Consider the following 23,236-nt stretch of genomic DNA (forward strand, 5'->3'; position numbering starts at 1 on the left):
TTATTTCTGTTTACGTTAAAAGTTGGTTAGGATGCTTTTGTTGTCATTGAAAATATTCCTTAAGCTGGTATTGATAGCCAACCGACCCGGGCTCATCCTGCTGTTCTATTCCCACAAAGCCCCTCATATTGCCATTGTCATCAATGATCTGCTGAAAAGCATACGGGTGTAAATTGCGGTTGTACGTCGGAAACTCCTCGTTGGTAGGCAGGCAGGCACAAAAATGGTTGTAAACCATACTCCGGCCATTGTTATTACTGGCAAGGTGATAGATGATGCCGTTTCTGCTGGTTGAGCAGCCATCATCGCACACATCATCAGAGCTGGGCAACAGCGCATGCAGGGTATTGCCATTGGCCGATGCGGTAAAAGGCGATAAATTTAGTTTATCGGCCTTCCATGCACCGGTCCCAATGGTGTCTATATAGATAGTAGTCCCGTTTTTAGACCAAACGGCGATCCTAAAACCACGATAAAGTATACGGGGCACCTGCGCAACTGTTTTAAAGGTACTCCATGAGGCATTGCTGCCGTAACCCCTGCCATGGGTAAGTCCGTAATTGGAACTTCTGAGCGATACTTTCGCGCTAAAGGCATCAGGATTGCTTACATTCCAGCTTTCCGTTACCCCTGTCCAGGGCGCATCCCAGGCAATGGAAAGTATACCTGTGGTTGCATTGTAGGTGTACGCACCTGTCCGGCCAAAATACTGGGCCGCGGGTAGCATCCAGCCTGTAGGGGTATAAGGATTGGCTGTCCTGCTGATGCCCTCAAAAGTGCAGGTATGTGCATTAAACAACGTTTTGCCCTTTTCATCTGCCGTATTCCAATCCCAATAGGTAGCAGCCACAGTTCCGGCGCCGGCGTTAAATGTCCAGTTGCAAATCCTGACAACGGTTGCTCCTGCAAGGTCCATATTGCCCATTACTGCTGAAAAACGGGCTTTACCACCTGGCAGGTCCTGGGCTGTAGCCACTAAGGCTGCTGAATTGCTTTGCTTCCGCTGCACACTTTCAGGATCATCGGCAACAGGTGCCTTACTTTTGGTACAGGATAGAGATAAGAGCGAAAAAACTAAAAAAGTCATTGCGTACATCAAAGTACAACGGGTTAGGTTTTGCTTTTTCATCGTGGTGGTTATTTCTGTTTAGTTTGTTTGGCAGTAAAGCCTGCGGCGGCATTGTACCTGAATTTTAGCCACACCGCATGCTGTCCGGCAAACCAAAATCCAGATCAGCGCCAACCCGCAGGTTTTACTGACTTGTTAATAATAAAACAGTTAGCCCTGCACCTGGTAGTAGAAGAGCGCTTCAGAAATTTTATTTATGGAAAGAAAATGAGCAGGAGCACCACTCTGGTCAGCACATCCAGCTTCAGCTTGATCATCCTTATGGCATAACCAATCTGCTTTTTTACCGTTTTATCGGAAATATCCAGTTCGTCTGCAATCTCCTTATGGGAGAGGTATTGTTTACGGCTCAGTTCAAACACCTGACGCATTTTATGGGGAAGGGCCTGAATTTCTTTTTCAACAATCAGCAACAGTTCTTTTTCGTCTATCTGCTCTATAGTGCCGTTACTTGCCTCCTCAGCAAAGGCGGCCAATCCGCTTAAATAATCCCGGCGGACTTTCCTTTGCTGTATCAGGTTGATGATCTTGTTCCTGGCGGTGATGTACAGGTAACCCGAAAGGTTGTTGCTAAAGGGAATGCTGGCAGCCCTGGTCCATACCGAAGCAAAAAGTTCCTGTACCAGATCTTTAGCATCGTCTTCATCCCCCAGCATTTTTAATGCATGGAAATACATAGTCTTCCAATACCGTTCGTAGATTTCAGCGAATGCGGCACGGTCTCCTGATTTTAAGCAATCCAGCAGTTCCCGATCAGTATATGATTTGTAGGCCAGCATGAGGTTCTGTTGTTACGAATATACTATAGAAATATTTAATATACAACAATTGTTTACGTCACCGAAGCTATAAATCAATAAAAGATCAAAAGACAATATTAAGCCCCAGCGCATAGAATTTATTTTGCGGGGAATACACTCCCGTTGATGCCCCGTTGGTACCTGCTGCATCCGGATTATTGGCGCCGATATATTCCGGATCGATGTGGTATTTTTTCATGCCCGAAAAAGTAAGCAGGTTGGAGCCGCTTAGAAATACACGCAATGCGGTTACCCTAAGCTTTTGTACCAGGGGCTTTGGGAAATCATAGCCCAGCTCTATTGCCCTTAACCTCAGGTAAGCTGCGTTCAGTTTATGGAAAGTAGAAGCCTGGCGCGTTTGAGGTGCAGCGCCCACCATCAGCAAGGGGTATTTTGCAGTACTCCGGGTATCCAGTCCGCGTTCCGGATCGTAAACCCAGCGTTCGGCCATCTGGTAAGGCTGGATGTTGTTCGCAAACTCGTACCGTATGGCTCCTGAAGGCCTGTAGGCTACATTCGATGCGCCATACCAGCTGGCAGACAGGTAAAGCCCCTTATAATCCAGGCCGATATTCATGCCATAAGTTATTTCGGGTGTTTCTGTATAACCCTGGTAAGCCATATCATCGCTATTGATCAGCTTATCGCTGTTCAGGTCGGCAAACATGAGTTCCCCAGCCTTGGTTATCCCTGCCGGCTTGGGCACATCGGGATTTAGCAGATCTTCTTCACTGTAAAACCTGCCCGTCCAGGTGTACAAACTTTCCGTCCCAATGGGGTGGCCGGTAGCGTACTGCCATGCATATTTCTGACTGGCCTCACCGCGGTAAACAATTTTATTGCGTACAAAAGTATAATTGCCCCCAATATTGTAACCAAGCCCCCCTGCCCGGTCGGTATAACCTAAAGAAAATTCTATTCCTCTATTGTCTACCTTGCCAATATTCAGGGCCGGGAGCCGTGAAGTTGTTAACCCGGTATACATGGGAAAATCTGCCCGCTGCGTAAGGATATCGTTCCGTTTTTCATAAAATACATCCCCTGTAAAACTCAAACGGCCGTTAAATAATTTCAGGTCCAGCCCCAGATTGGTTTTTCGTGCCGTTTCCCAGGTTACCTGGTCATTCCCCAAGGTGCCCTCCACCAATCCAATCTGCTGTGAACCTGCACCAGTTCCCAGGTTATAGTATCCGTTTACCGTATTGTCGGAGCCTGGAATTGGCGAGGGTGCCGTGAAATTATACTGGTAAAAGTACTGCAGGCCACCATTGAGCCTGTCGTTCCCAACTTCTCCATAAGAAGCCCTCAACTTCATAAAACTGATGAATTTCAAATGTTTTTTCAGGAAATGCTCTTCCGAAAGTACCCAGCCCAATGCCCCTGCCGGGAACAGGGCGTAACGACGGGCTTTATTAAAAGCATCAGAGCCATTGTAGCCCAGGTTCCCTTCGGCCAGGTATTTATTTTTATAGGCATAAGTAACGCGCCCTGCCATCCCCTGGAAATAACGGGGCAATGCGGCCTGCAATTCATTGGTCGATTGGGTAAAAACACCCATGGCGCTAAGGTGATGGTCAGCTGCGATGACCTTATCGTAATTCAGGGCCAGTTCAATCTGCCGGGTACGCCCAAAATCCTGAAACGGGCCACTTACAATACTGTACCAGGGCAATATTGCCGGTTTTTCCAGCGTATAAATCCCGTTAAGGGGATCGTAGCTAAAAATGCCCGGGCTCCGGTTCAGCTGTTTGGTAGAGCCATTGCTAAAACTCATGCCATATAAGGCCCTGAACCACAACCCAGAGGTAATAAAATCAAGTTTCTGGTTTAAAGTAAAATTTGATTCTATGGTGTTAGACAGCCGCCTGATAAAGCCACCGTCATACAAATCGGCCAGCGTGTTCCAGGTGGGGATGGCTCCCAGTCCGGCGCTGTAAGACCCGTCGGGATTGTAAAGCTGCCCCTCAATCGGTCTTCTCGCTACAATATCGGCCCAGGCCACCCCGTTTATCCGCTGCCCGCTGCTTTCGGCTTTAATAGGGGTATTCAGGTCGTTCAGCCGCCCATTTAATTTCACACTCAGTTCCGTACTTTTGGTAATTGTAAAATCCAGGTTCGAGCGCAGATTGTAACGCCTGTAATTGTAATCCGTGTTGTTCGCCTTGCTGCCCACAAAAATGCCGCCCGACTGGTTGTACTCTCCGCTGATATAATACCTTACCCTTGCTGTACCTCCGGATATACTGGCCACATGCTGCTGTTCCATAAAATGATCCTTCATCAATACATCGGCCCAGTTGACATCTGAATGCCCGAAAGGATCTTTCCCGTTACGGTACAGTTCCAGGTCCCCGGCCGTATACAGTTCAGGGAGATCAGCATTCCTCAGCGCCTCATTGTACAAGTTTGCATAATCATATGAGCCCAGGAACTTCGGGAAGTCCAATGGTTTCATCCGCCTGAACTGACTGGTCGCACTCAGCTTAGGTTTGCCCGGCTCGCCCCTCCTGGTGGTAATCAGGATTACCCCATTGCCCCCTCTCACACCGTATATCGCTGTAGCAGAAGCATCTTTTAACACGGTAAACTGTTCAATGTCTTCCGGGTTCATGCGCGAAAGCGATCCCTCCACCCCATCAATCAGCACCAGTGCAGCCTGGGCATTCAGGGTAGATTTACCACGGATATAGATCTGTGCATCATCCAGACTCCCATTTGAATAACGGTTTTGCACTCCGCCTATAGCCCCATCGCCCATGCGGGTAATCAGTCCGGGCATACTTCCCCCAAGCGCATTGCTCAGGTTAGAGGGCGCTGCCCTTCTCAGCTCTGGCAGGTTGATATTGGAAATGGCCCCTACCACGCTTGCTTTTTTCTGAATTCCATAGCCCACCACCTGGAGCTCGGCTATGGCCGCGGCATCCTCTGCCAGGTTCACATTTAACTGTGTACGTCCGTTTACGTTTAGTTTCCTGGCTGTAAAGCCAACAAAAGAAAACACCAGCACAGCCTTAGGGTCTGGAATCTTCAGGCTATATTCACCGGCAGGACCGGAAATGGTCCCTATATTGGTATTTTCGATACGGATGGTAGCTCCAGCCAGGGCCAGTCCTTTGTTATCGCTCACCGTCCCTTCCACCCTTAGCGGCAAGTCTTGCTGTTTTGGGGCAGCAAGCCCTGCAGCCTGTTTTTCTTTCCTTACCAGAATATTGTTCTCCACAATTTTAAAGGTATAGGGCAGATCTTTAAAACAGTGTTCTAATGCTTCGGCAATACCCAGGTCTTTAACCTTTATATCAATTCTGATTTCGGGAAGTGCCCTATCTGTATACAGGAATACATAGCCGGTCTGTTTTTCTATCACCTGAAAAACCTGCGCCAGCCTGATGTCCTTTTTATCCAGCGTAACCTGGGCCTGGGCCTTAATGCCTATCTGAACTAGAGCTATGGTTATCAACAGAACAATCAGTTTCATAGCCCGGGTTATTTATTGGATCACAATGGTCTTTTTCCCTTTTTGTTTCCTGGTATCTGCAAGTTTGTAATTCACATTGAAATAACTCAATGCCTCCAGCATTTTCAGTATATCTACATTCCGGTACATTTTGCCCGAGAAGGCCATTTCCGGAACATTGCCCTGGTATTCCACCTCCACATCGTACCACCTCGAAACCTGTCGCATCACCGTCCTGATGTCCGCATCCTTAAAGTAAAAATAGCCCCGCTTCCAGGCAATAACCTCTTCGGCATCCACGGACTTTACGCCTATTTTCCCGTTCAGGACCCTTGCCTGTTGCCCGGGTTTCAAAATACCTTCAGTCTTACCGGTCGAAACCTTTACACTACCTTCCAGCAGCGTGGTATTTACACTGGCCTCATCGGGGTAGGCCATCACATTAAAATGTGTACCCAGTACACGGATATTTGTCTTTCCGGCGGCTACGTTAAAAGGTTTGGCCTTGTTTTCAGCAACCTCAAAATATGCTTCACCGGTCAACTCTACGTTTCTTTGGGCAGTTTCGAAGCTTGTAGGGAACCGGATCGAAGAGGCCGCGTTCAGCCAAACGATAGTTCCATCGGGAAGTACAACCCGGTACTGCCCACCTTTTGGCGTGCTGATGGTGTTGTATTTCGCAATGGCATTGCCGACCCCATCCCCGGTCTTTGCCGAAACATGGTAATTCAGCTGCCCATCGCCCAGCTTGCTGATCAAAGTACTGCCTTGACTGGCCAGCGTGCCTTTGGCCGCCTTGTCTAAAATAATCTTAGAGCCATCGTCAAGCGTAAGTACAGCCTCGTTTCTTCCCGGTAGTTTACTGTTATTCACCTCTCTCACAAAAGTAGCTGGGGGTTCAGGTTTATGGGTATAAAAATAAAGCCCGGCACTCATCAGCATAAATAAAACAGCGGCCGCTGCAATCCACATCTTAGGCTTTCGTCTGCTCGTTTCGGCCGAAAGTCCGGCCCGTTCCACCACTCCGTTCCATATTTCACCTTTGGTATCATCCAGGCCCTTTACATTGGGAACAGGCTTGGCGGCCAATTCACCGGCATACCAGCGTTCAACAATTGCCTTTTCTTCCGGTGTACATAAATTTGCAGCATATTTATCAAACAACTCCTGCGCTTCTTTCTTATTCATTAATGATTTTAGTAATGTAATAATAAATAACAGCTAAGCATGGCCCTGGTAGTAGATGATCTTAAAATTTATTTATTAAATATACTATAACTGATACCGAGTTCATAATCGCCGGTGGTGTATCCCTGTAATGGTGATGTATTAGTGGTATACATACCGTTAACTGCAAGCCTATTGTTCCAGTTAATACCTATTCCAAAGGTGGCGCTGCCAGCACTATGGTAAAGGGCAAGCAGGTTTACCTTGCTGACAGTAGGAGAACTAAATTCAAAATTTACTCCTGCATCCAGTAAATTGCGATATCCGTTTACACCGCGATAAACAACTTTAGGTTCGGCCGTTGCAAAACTTAAAGGTATGCGGTAACTAACTGCCGTGAAGAATATCGGCTGGTCTGAAGCATGATAGGTATCTTTTTTGAGCAGGCGCTTTAAATTGGTTAGCGCACCCTGTACCTGGAGCCTGTCTGTCCTGTATGCTATCCCAAAATCCCCATCCAGATACGTATCACGCATATTTACCCCATATACGTCCAGATCGTCATAGTCGCCACGCATAGCGGCAACATTGATATCGTCGTCAGCGAATGACAAAGATAGACCAAAGCTAAGTTGACGGCTGGCCTCATCCAAGGGAAGATGATAGGCAAATGAGGCGGCCGCACGGGTACGTTTAAGCAGCCCCGCACGATCATTATGGACTTGAAGGCCCAATGCGGCCTTACCGGCAAAGCCATAGTCGGCCGTTACAAACTGGCTAAACGGCGCACCCGGCATGGTGCTGAACTGCTGGCGTATTCCGGCGTTTAAAGTAAGCTGCTGCTGCAACCCTGCCATTGCAGGGTTGGCCAGGTACTGGTTCTGATAATATACCGCAGTCATTGGATTGAGCTGGGCATTGCTTTTTACAAAAGGAAAAATTATAAAGAGCACCACAATATACTTATTCATTGTTTTCATTGTCGCGATGTATTAATATTTTCTAACAATAGATATAAACCCTCTTTTTGGTTTCACGCCCTTACCCAGTTCTATAATGTAATAGTAGGTTTCTTCGTGAAGCGGTGTACCGTTTATGGTACCATCCCATTCATTATTATAACCTTTCTTGCTGTAAATTGCCCTTCCGGCACGGTCAAATATGCGGACCTCATTGTTTGGATACATGTCAATGTTCTGGATCACAAAGAAATCGTTCTTGCCATCGCCATTAGGGGTAAGCACGTTATTGGCTACCAGGTTATAATCTTCAATTACGGTGATAGTAATAGATTGTGTGCTGGTACATCCGGCAGCACTGGTACCTGTTACTGTATAGGTGGTGGTTTGCGCAGGGCGTACAGTAAGTGTAGCAGAATTCTGGCCGCTGATGATACCGGCTGCATTTGCCCAGGTATAACCCGCGGCCCCACTTGCCCTGAGGTCCAGTGTTTGCCCCTTACTTACACTTGTTCCCGGGCTGGCTTCAATAAGCAGTTGCGGGAGCGGCGAAGCCACCAGTGTAAAGCTGCGGCTAAAGGTATCGGTTCCTCCGTTTGCTGTGCCACCATTGTCTTTAACCGTTACGGTAATCAATGCGGTTCCGCCGGCACTATTGTTAAGTGTATAGTTCAGGACAGCATTGCCACCCACCAGCTGCGTCACTGAAAGCGCCGAAAACAGGCCCGGATTGTTACTGCTTACACTTAAAGTAATTGTCTGGTTTGTTTCCGTACCTGCAGTGATGCCACTTAGTGTAACATTTTGCGTGGCAGTGGCAAAACAAGCCTGCTGGTTGGCAATAGCTGCCAGTGTTGGTGCAGTATTAGGCGGCACCAGAACAGTTAATACCTGTGTCACATTTGCAGCAGCATGATAAATAGCATTACCCGCCTGCGAAGCGGTGATGCTGGCAGTACCTACCCCTATAATGGTTACGGTATTTCCTGAAACCATAGCTACCGCAGGGTTAGAGCTGGTAAAAACTACAGGGTTTCCTGAAGCACCACCGGTAGCACTGAGGGTAAATGCCGGATCACCAAACGTTTTAACAGGTAAAGCGGTGAAGGTAATCACCTGGTCCATCTTATCATCATCAGTAATGCTGGCTGTTGCTGTAGCGCTGCTGCCTGATGCGGTAAAAGTAAAGTTTGCTGATGTTCCTCCGCTAAGCGTTAAAGTAAGCGTTTCTGGTGTTTCATACACATTATCATTTATTACAGTTACCGGAATGGCTACCGCGTTCTGTCCGGTTGGAATAACAGCTGAACCTGTTAGTGCCGCGTAATCTGTTCCTGCCGTGGCCGTGCCAGATACTGTATAGTTTACTGTGATTTGCTCAGCAGCGGTAATGCCAGCAGGCAAGCCTATATTAAAGCCCCCATTTGCTGCCGGTTCGGCGGCATCTGCTGTTTTACTGATCAACAAAACTTTATTTAACGTTGTATTTTCATCATCGGTAATGTTCAATGTAGCGCTGCCGTTGCCGGTAAATGCAAAGCTGGTGCTGCTGCCGCCGTTCAATGTTACAATCACCGTTTCAGTTTGTTCTATAAGCTGATCATCAGTTACCGTCAGCGGCAGGCTAACGCCGTTTTGTCCGGCTATAATCACTGCAGTACCCGTTAATGGGGTATAATCTGTTCCTGCAGCAGCCGTACCGGTTACCGTGTAGTTTACGGTAATGTTTTCGGTGGCGGTAATGCCTGCAGGCAGACTGATGTTAAAACCACCATTTGTTGCCGGTTCTGCTGCATCGGCTGTTTTACTAATCGCCAGGACTTTATTCAGCGTTGCATTCTCGTCATCTGTAATGTTAAGCCTGGCGCTGCCGGTACCTGTAAAGGCAAAGTTGGCGCTTGTACCTCCGTTTAGGGTTAGTATAACCGTCTCTGTATTTTCCATGATCTGGTCATCGCTTACTATAACAGGAACCAGTACACTGTTCTCGCCCGCCGGAATGGTAATGGCACCGCTTATCGGGCTGTAATCCACACCGGCCGTAGCTGTACCGCTCATGGTATAGTTCAGTGTTATAGCCTCAGGAGCCAAGATGCCCGCAGGCAGGCTAATGGCAAAGCTGCCATTTGTGCCTGGTTCGGCAGCGTTTGTTGTGGCACTGGCTGTAACAACAAAATTGGCCGGGTTGCTGATGTCATCATCTGCAATATTTATCGTGACGTTACCGGTAGCGGTAAAGCTGAAACTGGTGCTGCTGCCGCTGGTTAAAGTGGCTATTACGGTTTCATTGCTTTCTATCAACTGATCGTCTGCAACAGTTACCGGAATCGCTATACTATTGTTTCCAGTCGGGATAACTGCCGTTCCACTGAGTTCATCGTAATCAACACCGGCAGTGGCTGTACCACTTATGGCATAGCTTACAGTGATGTCTTCCGTGGATGTCACATTTTCAGGGAGCGCAATGATAAAGCCGCCCGGTGTATTCGGCTCGGTGGCATCTGTATCTTTGCTGATGCTCAGGACCAGGTTGGCAGGTATACTCTCATCATCTGAAATATTCAGGGTCACAGTACCTGCACCGGTATAAACATTAGCCGGGCTGCTACCTCCGCTGAGGGTTATTGTTACGGTTTCCAGAGGTTCTATAAGCTGGTCGTCTATTACAGAAACAGGTATTGTTACACTGTTTCTACCTGCCAGAATTGTTGCAGTACCCGGCAGGGCTGCATAATCTGCATCCGCCGTGGCACTACCAGACACAGTATAGTTAACCGTAATGTTTTGTGTAGCTGTAATGCCTGCCGGCAGCGCAAAAGTTATGCGCCCGGAGGTGGAAGGCTCTGATGCATCGTTTAGTTTGCTGATGCTGAGGGCCAGGTTTGCAGGTATGTTATCCGCATCTGTAATATTCACTGTCGCATTTGCATTTGCTGCATTTGGTGTGAAAGTGAAACTGCCGGATCTGCCACCTGTAAGGGTTAGGGTTACCGTTTCAAGGCCTTCTATAATCTGGTCAAGCGCTGCACTTACGGGTATTTTTACTTCATGATCCCCTGCCGGGATCACTACTGCACCCGTTAAAGCGGTATAATCTGTACCATTAGTTGCTGTACCAGTCAAGGTATAATTTACAGTAATGGTTTCTGTTGCTATGGTAGTTGTACCTGGCAGACTGATGATAAATTCACCATTGGCACCACCTTCAACGGCATCGGCTGTCTTGTTAACAGCCAGTTCAAGATTAGCCGGTGCATTGTCGTTGTCTGCTATAGTGGCCGCGGCAGGAGCACCAAAAGTATAGGTAAAATTGGGGGAAGTAACGCTTGTGATTGTAATAACTACGTTTTCTGTGCCTTCTATGATCTGATCGTCTACCGGGTTGCCAATCAGGCTTATGCCGTTCTGTCCTGCGCCGATCGTTACTGCACCGGTAAATGCGCCTGTAGGTATCCTTGTATAGTCCGTCCCATTCAATGCTGTACCGCCTATTGTATAATTAACTGCAATTGCTTCGGAAGTACTTATGCCGCTGGGAAGGTTGATATCAAACCTGAAACTGCCGGTGGATGCAGGGAGCCCCTCTTCGCCGTCGCGGGCGTTTGTGAGGCTTATTGTGCGGTTGGCTGGTGTATTTTCATCATCAGTGATGTTCACTGTAACGGCCCCACTACCAAATGTGAAGGTTGAACCAGGGCTTAAACCCGCGGTGTTTATACCTGAAGGAGCCACAATCACAGTTTCAGTTTGCTCAATTATATTGTCGTTAACCACGCTTACCGGTATATCCACATAGTTTTGACCAGCCGGAATAACTATAACAGGAAAGTTGAGATAGTCAGTACCTCCGGCAGCAGTACCACTACGAAAAACATTTACAGTGATGTTAACCTGACACAGGATATTTGGCGGCAGACTGAAACGGACGTTGCCATTGGTCCCTGGTTCTGCTGCATCAGCAGTTTTTGTAAGGGTTACCACCCTGTTCGCGGGGATATTTTCATCGTCAACGATATTTAAGCTTGTTGAACGCAAAGCTGCATTGGCAGAAGGAACAAAGGTAAAACTGGCCGAATTACCACCTGTCAGCGTTAGTATTACCGTTTCATTTATCGGTTCTATTAACTGATCATCCTTCACCAGTACGCTTACAGGGATGCTGCTTTGCCCTGCCGGGAGCACTACAGTGCCACTTAAGGCGGTGTAGTCTGTTCCACTAGTCGCAGTACCCGCAATTGTATAATTTACGGTGATATCTTCAGATGATGTAATGCTGGCTGCCTCAAACCCGATGCTGAAGGCACCGTTGCTGCCCGGTTCTGCGGCATGCGCAGTCCTTACAACCTTTAGGGACTTATTGCCTGCAACATTATCATTATCAGCAATATTCAATGAAGCAGTTTCGCTGCCGGTTGCAGGGGTGTATGTTCCGCCGGTACCTGTACCGCCAGTAATGGTTAGTGTTACTGTTTCAGTGAGTTCAATTACGTTATCGTTTACTGGTGTTACTGTTACAGTTGTACTGTTCTGGCCAGTGGCAATGGTTGCCGTTCCTGTCAATGCAGCGTAATCAGCAACACTTGTAGCGGTACCGCCAAGAGTATAGTTAACATTAACCGGGGTAGTGGCAGTAATACCGTCAGGCAGTTTGATGGTAAAGCTACCGGCTGCCCCACCTTCTGTGGCATTGGCAACAGCTACTACGGCCAGTGTCCTGTTTACCGCAGTGTTGTCATCATCTGCTATGTTCATGGCGGCGGTCAATGCAGCCGGATCGGCTGTATAAGTGAATGAGTTGCCATCTGTACCACCTGTAAGGTTAAAGATAGCTGTTTCCGTACCCTCAACTATCTGGTCGTTAATCACAGAAACCGGAAGGGACACACTGTTGGAGTATGCAGGAAGCGTTATCGTAAATATCGAGTAATCCGTGTTACGCGTTGCGCTACCACTCATGTTGTAATTAAGCGTAAGGTTGGCACTTGATGTATAACCTGCAGGCAGGCTTACCGTAAAACTGCCATTGGCACCAGGTTCTGCCGCATCGGTTGTTTTTACCACCTTCAATATCTGGTTGGCGGCCAAATCATCATTATCGGCAAGATTTACCATGATATCGTCGTTTGCCAGGTCCGGCGGAAAGATGAAGGCGTTGCCTCCGCCATCGGTAGCGCTACCCGATAGTAATGTGAATACCACTGTTTCTGCTGTTTCAATGATTTGATCATCTTTAACATTCAGGTTAACAGTAACGCTGTTCTGATTTGCAGGGATGGTAACGGTTCCGATGCCCTGATAATCGATGCCCGATACAGCTGTACCCGAAACACGGTAACCTACAGTTACCGGCCATGCAGAGGTTGCCACACCGGCTAGTTTTACAAGGAATGAGCCATTGGTTGAAGGTTCGGCGGCGTTTGAATTGGTAAAGACCTGCAGCGGCGTACTGCTGGCGGCATTGGCATCAACAATGTTAACAACCGCACCGTTTCCGGCCGGATCTATCGCGTACAACTGAGATGCCGAAATAGCGCTTGTCAGGTTCAGTATCATAGCTTCAGGACCTTCAATGAGGCCATCGTTAGCTGCATTCACATCAATGTTCACCGCATTGGCACCGGCAGGGATAGTAATGTTTCCACCGGTAACACCAGGCAGTGTATAATCAGTATTACGTATTGCGGTACCAGTATTGGTAAAGCTGATTGTTATATCTTCCGCACTGGTAACACCCGGAGGCAATGATATCCTGTACTGACCGTTCGTACCACCTTCAATGGCATCAGAAACTTTTGTAAGCAATACAAGCGTGCTGTTGCCGGCAGCGTCATCGTCCGTAATATTGGCAGTCGCGCTGCTAATTGCTGCCTGTGTGTAGCTAAAGTTTGCGGATGTGCCACCCGCAACGGTTAGAACTACTGTTTCTGTGGCCTCTATCACACCGTTGTCTACAATCGTCACCGGCACCTGCACACTGTTCTGACCTGCAGGAATGATGATAGATCCGGCTATTGCCACGTAATCACTTCCCGGTGTGGCCGTCCCTCCCACTGTGTAGGTAACGGATATGTCTTCTGATGCAAGCAGGCCTGAAGGCAGGCTCACCGTAAACGAACCGTTTGTAACAGGTTCTGCACCATTCTGCGCAGTCACTGTCAACGTCCTGTTGCCCGGGGTGTTGTCTTCGTCGGTAATATTGAGACTTGCATTGGAAGCTGACGCATTGGGCGACAGTGTAAAAACCGTACTTCCGCCCTGACTGGCAACACCACCGGTAACCGTCAGTATAACCGTTTCTGTTTGTTCAATCAAATCGTCATTGATCACGTTTACAGGAACCTGTATACTGTTTTGACCAGCTGGTAGTGTAATGGTAGTGGCGGGAGCGTTATAGTCCGCACCATGTGCAGCTGTGCCTGTAAGCGTGTAGCTAACTGTAACTGGCAGGGAACTTACATAGCCTGTTGGCAAGCTGATGGTAAAACTACTGTTGGTACCTGGCTCTGCAGCATTGCCATTACTGGCTACCGAAAGCTGCCTTGTGGCCACAGTATAATCATTGTCGGTCTGGATCAAGGTGGCCGCAGCATTGGCGCCATCCACTCCAAAGTTCCCGGCAGTAGCAGTTGTACCGCCTGTTATTGTTAATATAATATCTTTAGTTTGTTCGATGATCTGGTCGTCCAGGGCTTTCACATTGATCACGATACTGTTTTGACCTGCCGGAATGATTGTTGTTCCAGTCAATGTTTCATAATCAACACCATTGGCGGCAGTTCCGCTCATGGCATAGGCAACAGTAATAGCTTCCGGTGCCTGTACACCATTAGGCAAAGCAATGGTAAAGGTGCCTGTATTCGCGGGCTCATTTGCATTGAGCTGAGCTGTTGCGCTCAGCAAGCGGTTAGCAGGAACATCGTCGTCATCAGCAATCTGCACAGTAACATTTGCTGCTGCGCCATCTATTGTATAGGTATAATTAGCGGAAGTACCGGCAGTTAAAGTTGCAATAACGGTTTCCGCGCTTTCTATCTGTGTATCGTTGATTAAATCAACAGGAACAGCAACACTGTTTTGACCTGCTACAATAGTTGCAGTTCCAGTTAGAGCGGTATAGTCACTGCCTGCAGTAGCAGTACCTGTAACGGTATAGCTAACTGTGATATTTTCTATGGCGTTTACACCTGCCGGTAAACTAATGGCTAACGCACCAGGGGTAGCAGGTTCTGCAGCGTCGGCAGTTTTGGTAATGCTCAACACCCGTTTTGCCGGATCAAAGGCATCTACCGTAAGGGCTGTTGTAGTGGCAGCGGTGCAGCCACCTGTACCGGTAACAGTATAAATAATGTTCACTGTTCCAGCGGCAACACCGGTAACGAGGCCACTGGCATCTACCGTAGCTACAGCAGTATTACTGCTGCTCCAAACACCACCTATAGTAGCGTTGGTTAAAGTAATGTTGTCTCCTGCAAATACCGAGTTTGGTCCTGCAGTAGTTGCCACAGCTGGCGTGGCATTTACGGTTACGGTTTGTTGCAGGGTTCCTGTACAACCGTTACCATTGGTTACAGTATAAATGATATCGGCCGTACCAGCTGCAACTCCGGTTACCGCGCCACTGGTGCTTACAGTAGCCACAGCGGTGTTGCTGCTGCTCCAAACACCACCGGCAGTGGCGCTGCTTAAGTTTGTTACCGCGCCGGTACATACATTGGCTGTGCCAGTGATCGGTGCAATTACCACATCGCTTCGGGTGATCACAATTTCATCCGTACGTGTACAGCCATCAGGGTAGCTTACGGTTACTGTATAAGTGCCAGGAGCAGCTACAACTAAAGTTGGATTGCTGCTGCCATTGCCCCAGGTATAAGTGGCCAGTGGAGAAGCAAAGAAACCATCGGTTTTAATGGTATAAGGGAACTCGCCTGCACAGAGGATTTTATCTGGGCCAAGACCTACAATAGGCGTTGAACCGTTGTACGGGGCAATGTCCCAGTTGGTATTACCGCCCAGGTTTTCACTATGTTCCAGTGCCTTAAACGGGGTAGCGCCCGTGGCAGTTATATTGCGCAACCTCACATAGTCAAAATTAACTTCACCGGCCGTTTTTGCAACGGTAAAGGCGCCAGCGGCTGAGCTTGTGATCTCAGTAAGGTTACATGGGGTACCACTACCAAACCAGTCTTTGGTAATGGTAGTAGTAGAACCGCTCAGGAAAGTATATACCCTACCCGGAGCAAAAATCAGTGTTTCGATGGCATTGCCTGTACCATTGATCGCACCCCTGCCTCTATATTCCAAACGGCCAATAGTATTGTTAGCACCAATGTAAGCCTGGGAGGTGTTAGAAGCATTACTGAATAAAAGATCTGTAAAGGTAGTGTTGAGGATCCCAATATTGGTGGAACTTGCTGCGAGCACATCTACTTTATTGTATACCCCACCATTAGCTCTGAAAATACCTGCTTTTATACTTGAACCAGCAGCCTGCAATGACTTAATGCTACCAGTATATTGCCAGTTTGCAGTAATGTTGGCGTTCCTGATGTCAAGACTCGTTCCTTGCGTGCTTGAATTGTCGGTAATCACTGATACCGCGATGGTACGACCATTTAGGTTAAGCGTACCACTATTTATTACCAACACAGCATTGGTATTATTGTAATCTCCGAGGAAAGTTAAGCCACTACCAGGTTTGATAATATCCATGCTAAAGGTACCAAGGGTAGCATTGTTAGGCGTGAAGGTGGCATTGGCTGGTCCCATAAAAGCAACCCTGATGTTAGGGCTTAAAGCTGGGCTCAGCACCAGATTACCCCATATTTCCAAAGTAAAGGTGGCGGGTTTGGTAAATGTTGGCGCATAGGCAGCGCCTGTCCAATCCATGTTTCGGCAATAAGCATTTCCTGCTGCGATGGTCACAGCGCTGCTGCCGGTAGTAAAGCTGTTCGCGTCAAAGAACACGTCATTGCTTACCGTTGGTACACAAGCACCACCTGTTCCCCCGCTGGAAGTACTCCAGTGCGACGAGTCATTCCAATCGCCCGAACCACCTACCCAGTAACGTGAGCCACCAGCAGAAGAAGTGAAGACAAAGCCCGTATTGCCACCCGCATCTGCACCAGCTACCGACACAGGTACACCAGCTCCCGTAGCTGCCATGTTCTGCACATACACATTGTTAAAATCTTGTGTAGAGGCAGGCCCAAAGTTTAAGGTTGCTGAGGTACCCTCGAAGCCCCTCATTTCTCCTAAACCTTCACAATCAGGATTATTGAAACGGAAAAGCCCATTAATGGTTTGTCTGTTGCGGAAATTGTAAGTGCGTGAAGGGCTCAACAATAGGTTAGTTATGGTATTGTTACCCATAAAAGTTACCCCGCCGCATCTTACATCGAGTGTACCAATAGTGTTGCCACCCGCACCGCTCAATGCAAATACTGAAGAAGTAGAACTGGTATTGGTAAACACCAGTTCGCTGATGGAGGTACCTGTGATGTTAATGGCATTTAGAACGGTGTTGCAGTGAACTTTTGGATAGGTTAATCCGTTTACCACAAAATACACCTTGGCGGTAATAAATGAGCCAGCCGCGTTGTTGACAAAGGTGCAGTTTCTTGAATCGTTAGCCCAGTCATTTACCGTGATGGTGGCATTACTGAAATCTGTACTACGTACATTGGTTGTTTGACTTCTGATTTCTGCAATGTTTATGCTGCGTCCCGGCATCAACAGTTTGCCGCTGGCCAATCTTAAGCTGCAGGCAGGAAAGGTCAGGTCATCAAGAATAGTAAGCCCGCCATTTACGCCTGTTTTTTCAATATTGAACAAAGGGTTACCCAGGCTGGCCCCATTAGCGGTAAATGTAGATGCCTCGGTTCCTTTGAGCAGGTAAATCCCCCTCAAATATTGAGTGTTTGCCGAGGCCAGCGTAACTGTAGGACCTAACACAATAGAGCCCCAGATTTCCATCGTATATCCGCCGATATCTAAAACCGGCGAATTGGTCACGTTAGTCCAGGTCATGTTATGGCATCTTATAGTACTGGTTGCCATAACCGTTTTACTCACACTGGTAAAACCACTATTGGCATCGAATATGACATTGTCTGTAGTAAAGGGCACACAAGCCCCTCCTGGCCCGCCGCTTGTGGCGCTCCAATGGGCCTTATCATTCCATTCGCCTTCGCCTCCTACCCAGTACAGGGTAGCATTGCCTCCCGTCCTGGGCGTGAAGTTGAAACCTGTATTACCACCCCCGTCTTCTCCAACTACTGCAATAGGGATTATACCGCCTACAGCTGTAAGACTGGTAATCAAAACGTTTCGTATATCGGCAGTAGCACCCGCTCCAAAAGTGAGTCTGGCATTTGCATCTGCGCCCCTTAGTTCGCCCATGGCATCACAATCTGCAGTATTGGCCTGTATTGAAGTATTGATGGTATTGTTACCATGAAAGATGTAACCCTTTCCTGGGGCCAGTATCAGGGTGCCAATCACGTTGCCAGCACCAGCTATACGGCCTCCCCCCTTAAATTCCAAACGACCTATGGTATTACTTGCTCCTATCCTTTGAGTGCCAATCTGTCCTGCCTCAGCAGATAGTATGAGCTCCTCAAAGGTGTTGCCGTAGATGTCCATGTCTGGATTGTTCCGGGTTGCAATCACTTTTGCAAACGTAAGACCGCCAGAGTGAAACATATCGGCAGAGATGGCAGACCCTGTAGCCGTAAGTGTCATGTTTGATCCCTTTGTATCCCATGTAGCACCTACTGTAATGGTCGAATTGGTAATGTTCAGGTTTCTCACACCTGTTCCATTTGCCACAAAATTGGAGATAGAGTGACTATTCCCCGATAGGTCTAAGGTTCCTGCGGTTAGCGTAAGGTATTGAACCGCTAAATCAATTTTTATCTCATCTAGCAAGGTGAGCGACCCACCAGGTTTGTTGACCACAAAAGAGTTGTAATAACCTGCCTGATTAATCCTTGCTGCACCATTTGTACGGAAAGTAGCATTGCTGTTCCCTGTGAAAGTGAGAGCCATAATGGCGTATCGAACCGGAGCTGCCAGTTCAAGGTTACCGTTGATCTGTAACTGGAAACTGCCCGTATTCCTGAATATGGCCGCGGCAGTGACACCGTTCCAGGACATGTTACGACAGTAGGCATGGCCGCCGGTTGGCAAAGTAACCAGAGTGTTGTTGGCTAAACCACTATTGGCATCAAAATAAACATCATCTCCGGTACCCGGCACAATGGATTTATTGGCTACGCCACCCGAAACGGATGCCCAATGGTTGAGGTCGGTCCAGTTACCTGCACCGCCAACCCAATAGTAGTCGGCCGCAAAAGTACAGGTTACAAATAGCATAAGAATGCTGGAAAGAAGGAGTCTTTTCATTTTATATAGGGAATAGGTTGAAAACATGGGGGCATGATGCGATCAGAAAGCCACAGACAGGGCGTCATTGTTCCGCCTGCATTGGTTTCTAATGCTGTCCTTTAATAGATTGGATATAGCTTTGTAAATACGTGTTTCTACAAAGCCTTAGATGCTATATCTTAGGAAAGATGACTGGTTTTTTTCTTCGAAACTGGCTGGCCTGTACAGGGCATACCATTTGGTGGTGATCAATCTTGTTGGCGTTCATAAGGGATTAATTTAGATAAGCGCTGCTTGTAGTAATCAGATCCAGAAATACTTAAGCATTTGTTTGGCCGTAAGCAAAATATCGGAAATATTTATCTACGGTTATTGCCTGCAATTTACAAGCTTTATTAAGAAATATTATTTTCTAAATGTAAAGAAATAATTACAAAAACTATTAATTATGACATTTAACTGGTTTTAAGCAAAAAAAAGATATAATATTCTACTATTACGTAATATTAATGATCCCCTTCAGCTATTAGTTTACCTTTCTTATCTTTGCCCTCATGGACGAAAAGATCATATTCTCAATGGCTGGGGTAAATAAGATTTACCCACCTCAAAAACAAGTTTTAAAAAACATTTACCTGTCCTTTTTCTATGGTGCCAAAATTGGCGTGATCGGTTTAAACGGATCGGGTAAATCCTCACTTTTAAAAATTATAGCCGGCCTTGATAAATCCTTCCAGGGAGAAGTGGTTTTCTCGCCCGGTTATACCGTTGGCTACCTGGCACAGGAACCTGAGCTGGACAATGATAAAACCGTAAGGGAGGTTGTAGAAGAAGGCGTAGCCGAAATTACTGCCATCCTTAAAGAATACGAAGAAGTTAACGAAGCATTTGGCCTGGAAGAAAACTATTCTGACCCGGACAAAATGGATAAACTGATGGCCCGTCAGGGCGAACTGCAGGACAAAATTGATGCGGTTAATGCCTGGGAACTGGATGCCAAACTGGAAAGGGCGATGGATGCATTGCGCTGTCCTGATCCTGAGACCAAAATTGCCGTACTTTCAGGAGGTGAGCGCCGCAGGGTTGCGATGTGCCGTTTGCTGTTGCAGGAACCAGATGTATTGTTACTGGATGAGCCTACCAACCACTTAGATGCAGAAAGCATCGACTGGCTGGAACAGTTTTTACAAAACTATAAAGGGACTGTTATTGCGGTTACCCACGACAGGTACTTCCTTGACAATGTGGCCGGATGGATCCTGGAGCTTGACCGTGGCGAAGGTATTCCATGGAAAGGCAATTACTCTTCATGGCTGGACCAGAAAGCCAAACGTTTATCTCAGGAAGAAAAAACAGAAAGCAAGCGTCAGAAAACCCTGGAACGTGAGCTGGAATGGGTGCGTATGGCGCCAAAAGCACGTCACGCCAAGTCTAAAGCGCGATTGTCTAACTACGATAAACTGGCTTCCGAAGATACCAAGGAAAGAGAAGACAAACTGGAACTGTTTATTCCTGCAGGCCCGCGTTTGGGTAATGTGGTTATTGAAGCCAATAATGTAACCAAGGCTTATGGCGATAAACTGCTGTTCGAAAACCTGAGCTTCTCCTTACCTCCGGCAGGTATTGTAGGAATTATTGGGCCCAATGGTGCAGGTAAAACCACCTTGTTCCGCTTAATTACAGGCCAGGAAACTGCTGATACAGGTACTTTCCGCGTTGGCGAGACCGTTGCCCTCGGTTATGTAGACCAGATGCACAACGACCTGAACCCTGAAAAAACTGTTTACGAGAACATTACCGACGGGCTGGACAATATCCAGCTGGGCAATAAGGCCGTAAACGGAAGGGCTTACGTTTCCAAATTCAATTTTAACGGAGGCGATCAGCAGAAAAAAGTGGGTATCCTTTCGGGCGGAGAGCGCAACCGGGTACACCTGGCCATCACTTTGAAAAAGGGTGCCAACGTGCTGCTGCTGGATGAGCCTACCAACGATATCGACGTAAACACGCTGCGTGCATTGGAAGAGGCATTAGAGAACTTTGGCGGTTGCGCCGTAGTGATCAGTCACGACCGCTGGTTCCTTGACCGTATCTGTACACACATCCTTGCCTTTGAAGGCGAATCGCAGGTTTACTTCTTTGAAGGGAACTACAGCGATTACGAGGAAAACCGTAAGAAAAGACTGGGCGATGTAACCCCGCACCGGATTAAATATAAGAAACTGGCTTAGTGCTTATCTAAACAGGCTTCATCTTCTATATTGCTTTATGAAAAGAGCAGTTTATTGAAAAACTGCTCTTTTCATAAAGCAATTTTTGTATGGTTACATCACAAATCACCTTACTTCTGAAGATTGATAAGAAAGGGAGCAATAAACCTTACAGGAACCTTTTTCCCATTACACCTCCCCGGTTTCCATTTTAAAGTTTTGGTCAATACACTTAAATACTCCTTTTCCAACCTGGAATTGTCTTTTGCTAACTTTTTATAAATGCCAGCATTTCTGACATTCCCCAAAGTATCCACTATAAAAACAAGAGTTACTTTACCTTGCAAGGTTTCAGAATTGCTGGTGTCATATTTAACTCTTGTGGCAAAAAAAGAAGAAAAATTGCCATACCCACCAGGGTATTCAGGCATTTCATCAACGGAGGTATAAACAAAAGAACGCATCGTTTTATCATAATACTTTTCACAAGGGGCCTGCTGGGCCTCGCTATCCTTCTTAAAAAGAATAATCCCAATAAAACACAGTGCAAAGATTAGATATTTCATATTTTTTATTTTCAGGACATGGTTTTGCCATTCGAATCTTATAACGCAATTTAAAGATTATCTGTGATGCATCCAGAAATTACCTAACCAATCGTTCTCATTAAGCTAAAGGGCTTAATATTATTTTAAAAACCTCTCTCCGAGAGCAGTAACATCCTCTGCTGCGTTAGACAGGATCACTATTGCTGTCTGCCTTTCCGGATCAAACCCAACGAAAGATCTAAAGCCACCTGTACCACCCGAATGATGCAGGTAATTATGCCCACTGTTCCGGCTAATCCTCCAGCCCAATCCCATGCTTTGAGTGGCACTGATAAAAGTGGGCTGATGGCTAAGCGCTATAGCTTTACCCAAAGCACCTTTCATTTCCACTTGGGCGCGGGCGTATATAACCATATCGTTCAATGTAGATCGAAGCGCTCCTGATCCTTTTAATGAAGCAAGGTCCCAGGGGCCAGTTGCTTCGCCAGTTTCATTATAACCCTGCGCAAAATTCTGTTGTGCAGCACCATCAAGGGCAACGTTGGTATGATTCATACCCAAAGGTTTGCAGATTCGGCTTTGGATCAATTCTTCAAAACTGCGGTTAAGCCTACGTTCCAGAATTGTGCCCAACACTCCTGCACCATAATTCGAATAAGAAAACACGCTGCCCGGCATAACCGAGGGCTGATAATGCATCAGGAAACTGTACAGAGAATCTGGAGTATAATGTTTATAAGGATCTTTTGGATCTACTTTGGCATTAAAAATATTGGCAGGCAGCCGTGGAAAACCCGAAGTATGATTGGCCAGGTGTTGTAATGTGATGGGTTGGTCCCGGAACTTAAGTGCAGGTATGGAATCCGGCAGGTAAAGGTTTATCGGATCATTGAGCTTCATTTTGCCTGCAACAACTTCCTGAGCGAGTACCAATGTATTGAAAGTTTTTGTGACAGAACCTATTTCAAAAATGGTTTGTGCTGCATCGGGCAATTGTTTTACCGTCTTATTCACCGAACCGTAACTGTATTTACGCACATGGCCTTTATTGATAACTGCCAGCACCAGTCCGCAGGTATTTCCTTTTTGAATATAAGGCCTTACAGCCCGCTCTACCATAAGATCAAGAGAGTCTTTGAGCGGATTATTGCTGGCTACCTTTTCAGTTTTGTTGGAAATCACAATTGGGACAGCGGCAAAATTGAGCCTATCTATCTTGCCCTGCTCATTTAGCCTGATGGAAAATACCTGTTGGGAATTCTCAAAAACAGCAAGATAGTCCAACCCTTTTTCATTCTTTTCTTTAAAAGTGTTGCTTATCCAGTCGCCCGTTTTTGCATGGAACTTGTTCATTCCAAGTGCAAATTGTTTCCCCGTCATTTTTTTCTGAAATACTGCAGAGGTTAAGGCGTATATTTTTTCGGGTTGATGTTGGTTGAAATTGCTCCTTACCTGTGCTACGATACCGTCGTAGTCTTTCGCCTCCTGTTGGGCATAGGTAAAACTAACTGTAAAAAACGCAAGAAAAAGGCAAAGCTTAAAGATCAGGGATTTAGGCATATCTATACTTCTAAGGTTCTCAAG

Annotated in this window: 9 protein-coding genes; 1 reads left to right on the forward strand and 8 read right to left on the reverse strand. The window is 46.9% G+C overall.

Translation table 11 applies throughout. From position 1 onward, the window contains the following. Window positions 1–43: 43 nt before the first annotated feature. The 6 genes from ABIE26_RS19950 to ABIE26_RS19975 all read right to left on the reverse strand — a co-directional run bounded on the left by ABIE26_RS19950 (window position 44) and on the right by ABIE26_RS19975 (window position 18,912). Window positions 44–1,129 (reverse strand): hypothetical protein, encoded by a 1,086-nt coding sequence (locus ABIE26_RS19950; RefSeq protein ID WP_310145153.1) that lies wholly within the window; start codon window positions 1,127–1,129, stop codon window positions 44–46. A 194-nt stretch (window positions 1,130–1,323) separates the two neighbouring features. Next, entirely contained in the window at window positions 1,324–1,908 is a 585-nt protein-coding gene (locus ABIE26_RS19955) for an RNA polymerase sigma factor (protein WP_310145154.1), read from the reverse strand. Between the two features lie 85 nt (window positions 1,909–1,993). After that, complete coding sequence (locus ABIE26_RS19960; RefSeq protein ID WP_310145155.1) at window positions 1,994–5,404, reverse strand: SusC/RagA family TonB-linked outer membrane protein; 3,411 nt, start codon at window positions 5,402–5,404, stop codon at window positions 1,994–1,996. A gap of 12 nt (window positions 5,405–5,416) precedes the next feature. Next, the gene (locus tag ABIE26_RS19965) at window positions 5,417–6,571 is read right to left on the reverse strand and encodes a FecR family protein (RefSeq protein WP_310145156.1); all 1,155 of its coding nucleotides are present in this window, start codon (window positions 6,569–6,571) and stop codon (window positions 5,417–5,419) included. 68 nt (window positions 6,572–6,639) lie between these two features. Continuing rightward, window positions 6,640–7,530: a PorP/SprF family type IX secretion system membrane protein gene (locus ABIE26_RS19970; protein ID WP_354376246.1), complete on the reverse strand. Its 891-nt coding sequence runs from the start codon at window positions 7,528–7,530 to the stop codon at window positions 6,640–6,642. A gap of 12 nt (window positions 7,531–7,542) precedes the next feature. Continuing rightward, a complete protein-coding gene (locus tag ABIE26_RS19975) occupies window positions 7,543–18,912 on the reverse strand; it encodes a Calx-beta domain-containing protein (RefSeq protein WP_310145159.1) in 11,370 nt (3,789 codons plus the stop codon). A gap of 536 nt (window positions 18,913–19,448) precedes the next feature. Here ABIE26_RS19975 and ettA point away from each other — a divergent pair. Beyond that, on the forward strand, window positions 19,449–21,125 hold the full coding sequence (ettA, locus tag ABIE26_RS19980; protein ID WP_310145160.1) for an energy-dependent translational throttle protein EttA: 1,677 nt from the start codon (window positions 19,449–19,451) through the stop codon (window positions 21,123–21,125). A gap of 110 nt (window positions 21,126–21,235) precedes the next feature. On the opposite strand, the gene ABIE26_RS19985 is transcribed toward ettA, so the two are convergent. Continuing rightward, complete coding sequence (locus ABIE26_RS19985) at window positions 21,236–21,670, reverse strand: energy transducer TonB (protein WP_310145161.1); 435 nt, start codon at window positions 21,668–21,670, stop codon at window positions 21,236–21,238. Window positions 21,671–21,790: 120 nt separating this feature from the next. Next, on the reverse strand, window positions 21,791–23,212 hold the full coding sequence (locus ABIE26_RS19990; RefSeq protein ID WP_310145163.1) for a serine hydrolase: 1,422 nt from the start codon (window positions 23,210–23,212) through the stop codon (window positions 21,791–21,793). Window positions 23,213–23,236 lie beyond the last annotated feature (24 nt).

The sequence above is a fragment of the Pedobacter africanus genome (assembly GCF_040548825.1).
In the GTDB taxonomy this organism is placed as follows: domain Bacteria; phylum Bacteroidota; class Bacteroidia; order Sphingobacteriales; family Sphingobacteriaceae; genus Pedobacter; species Pedobacter africanus_A.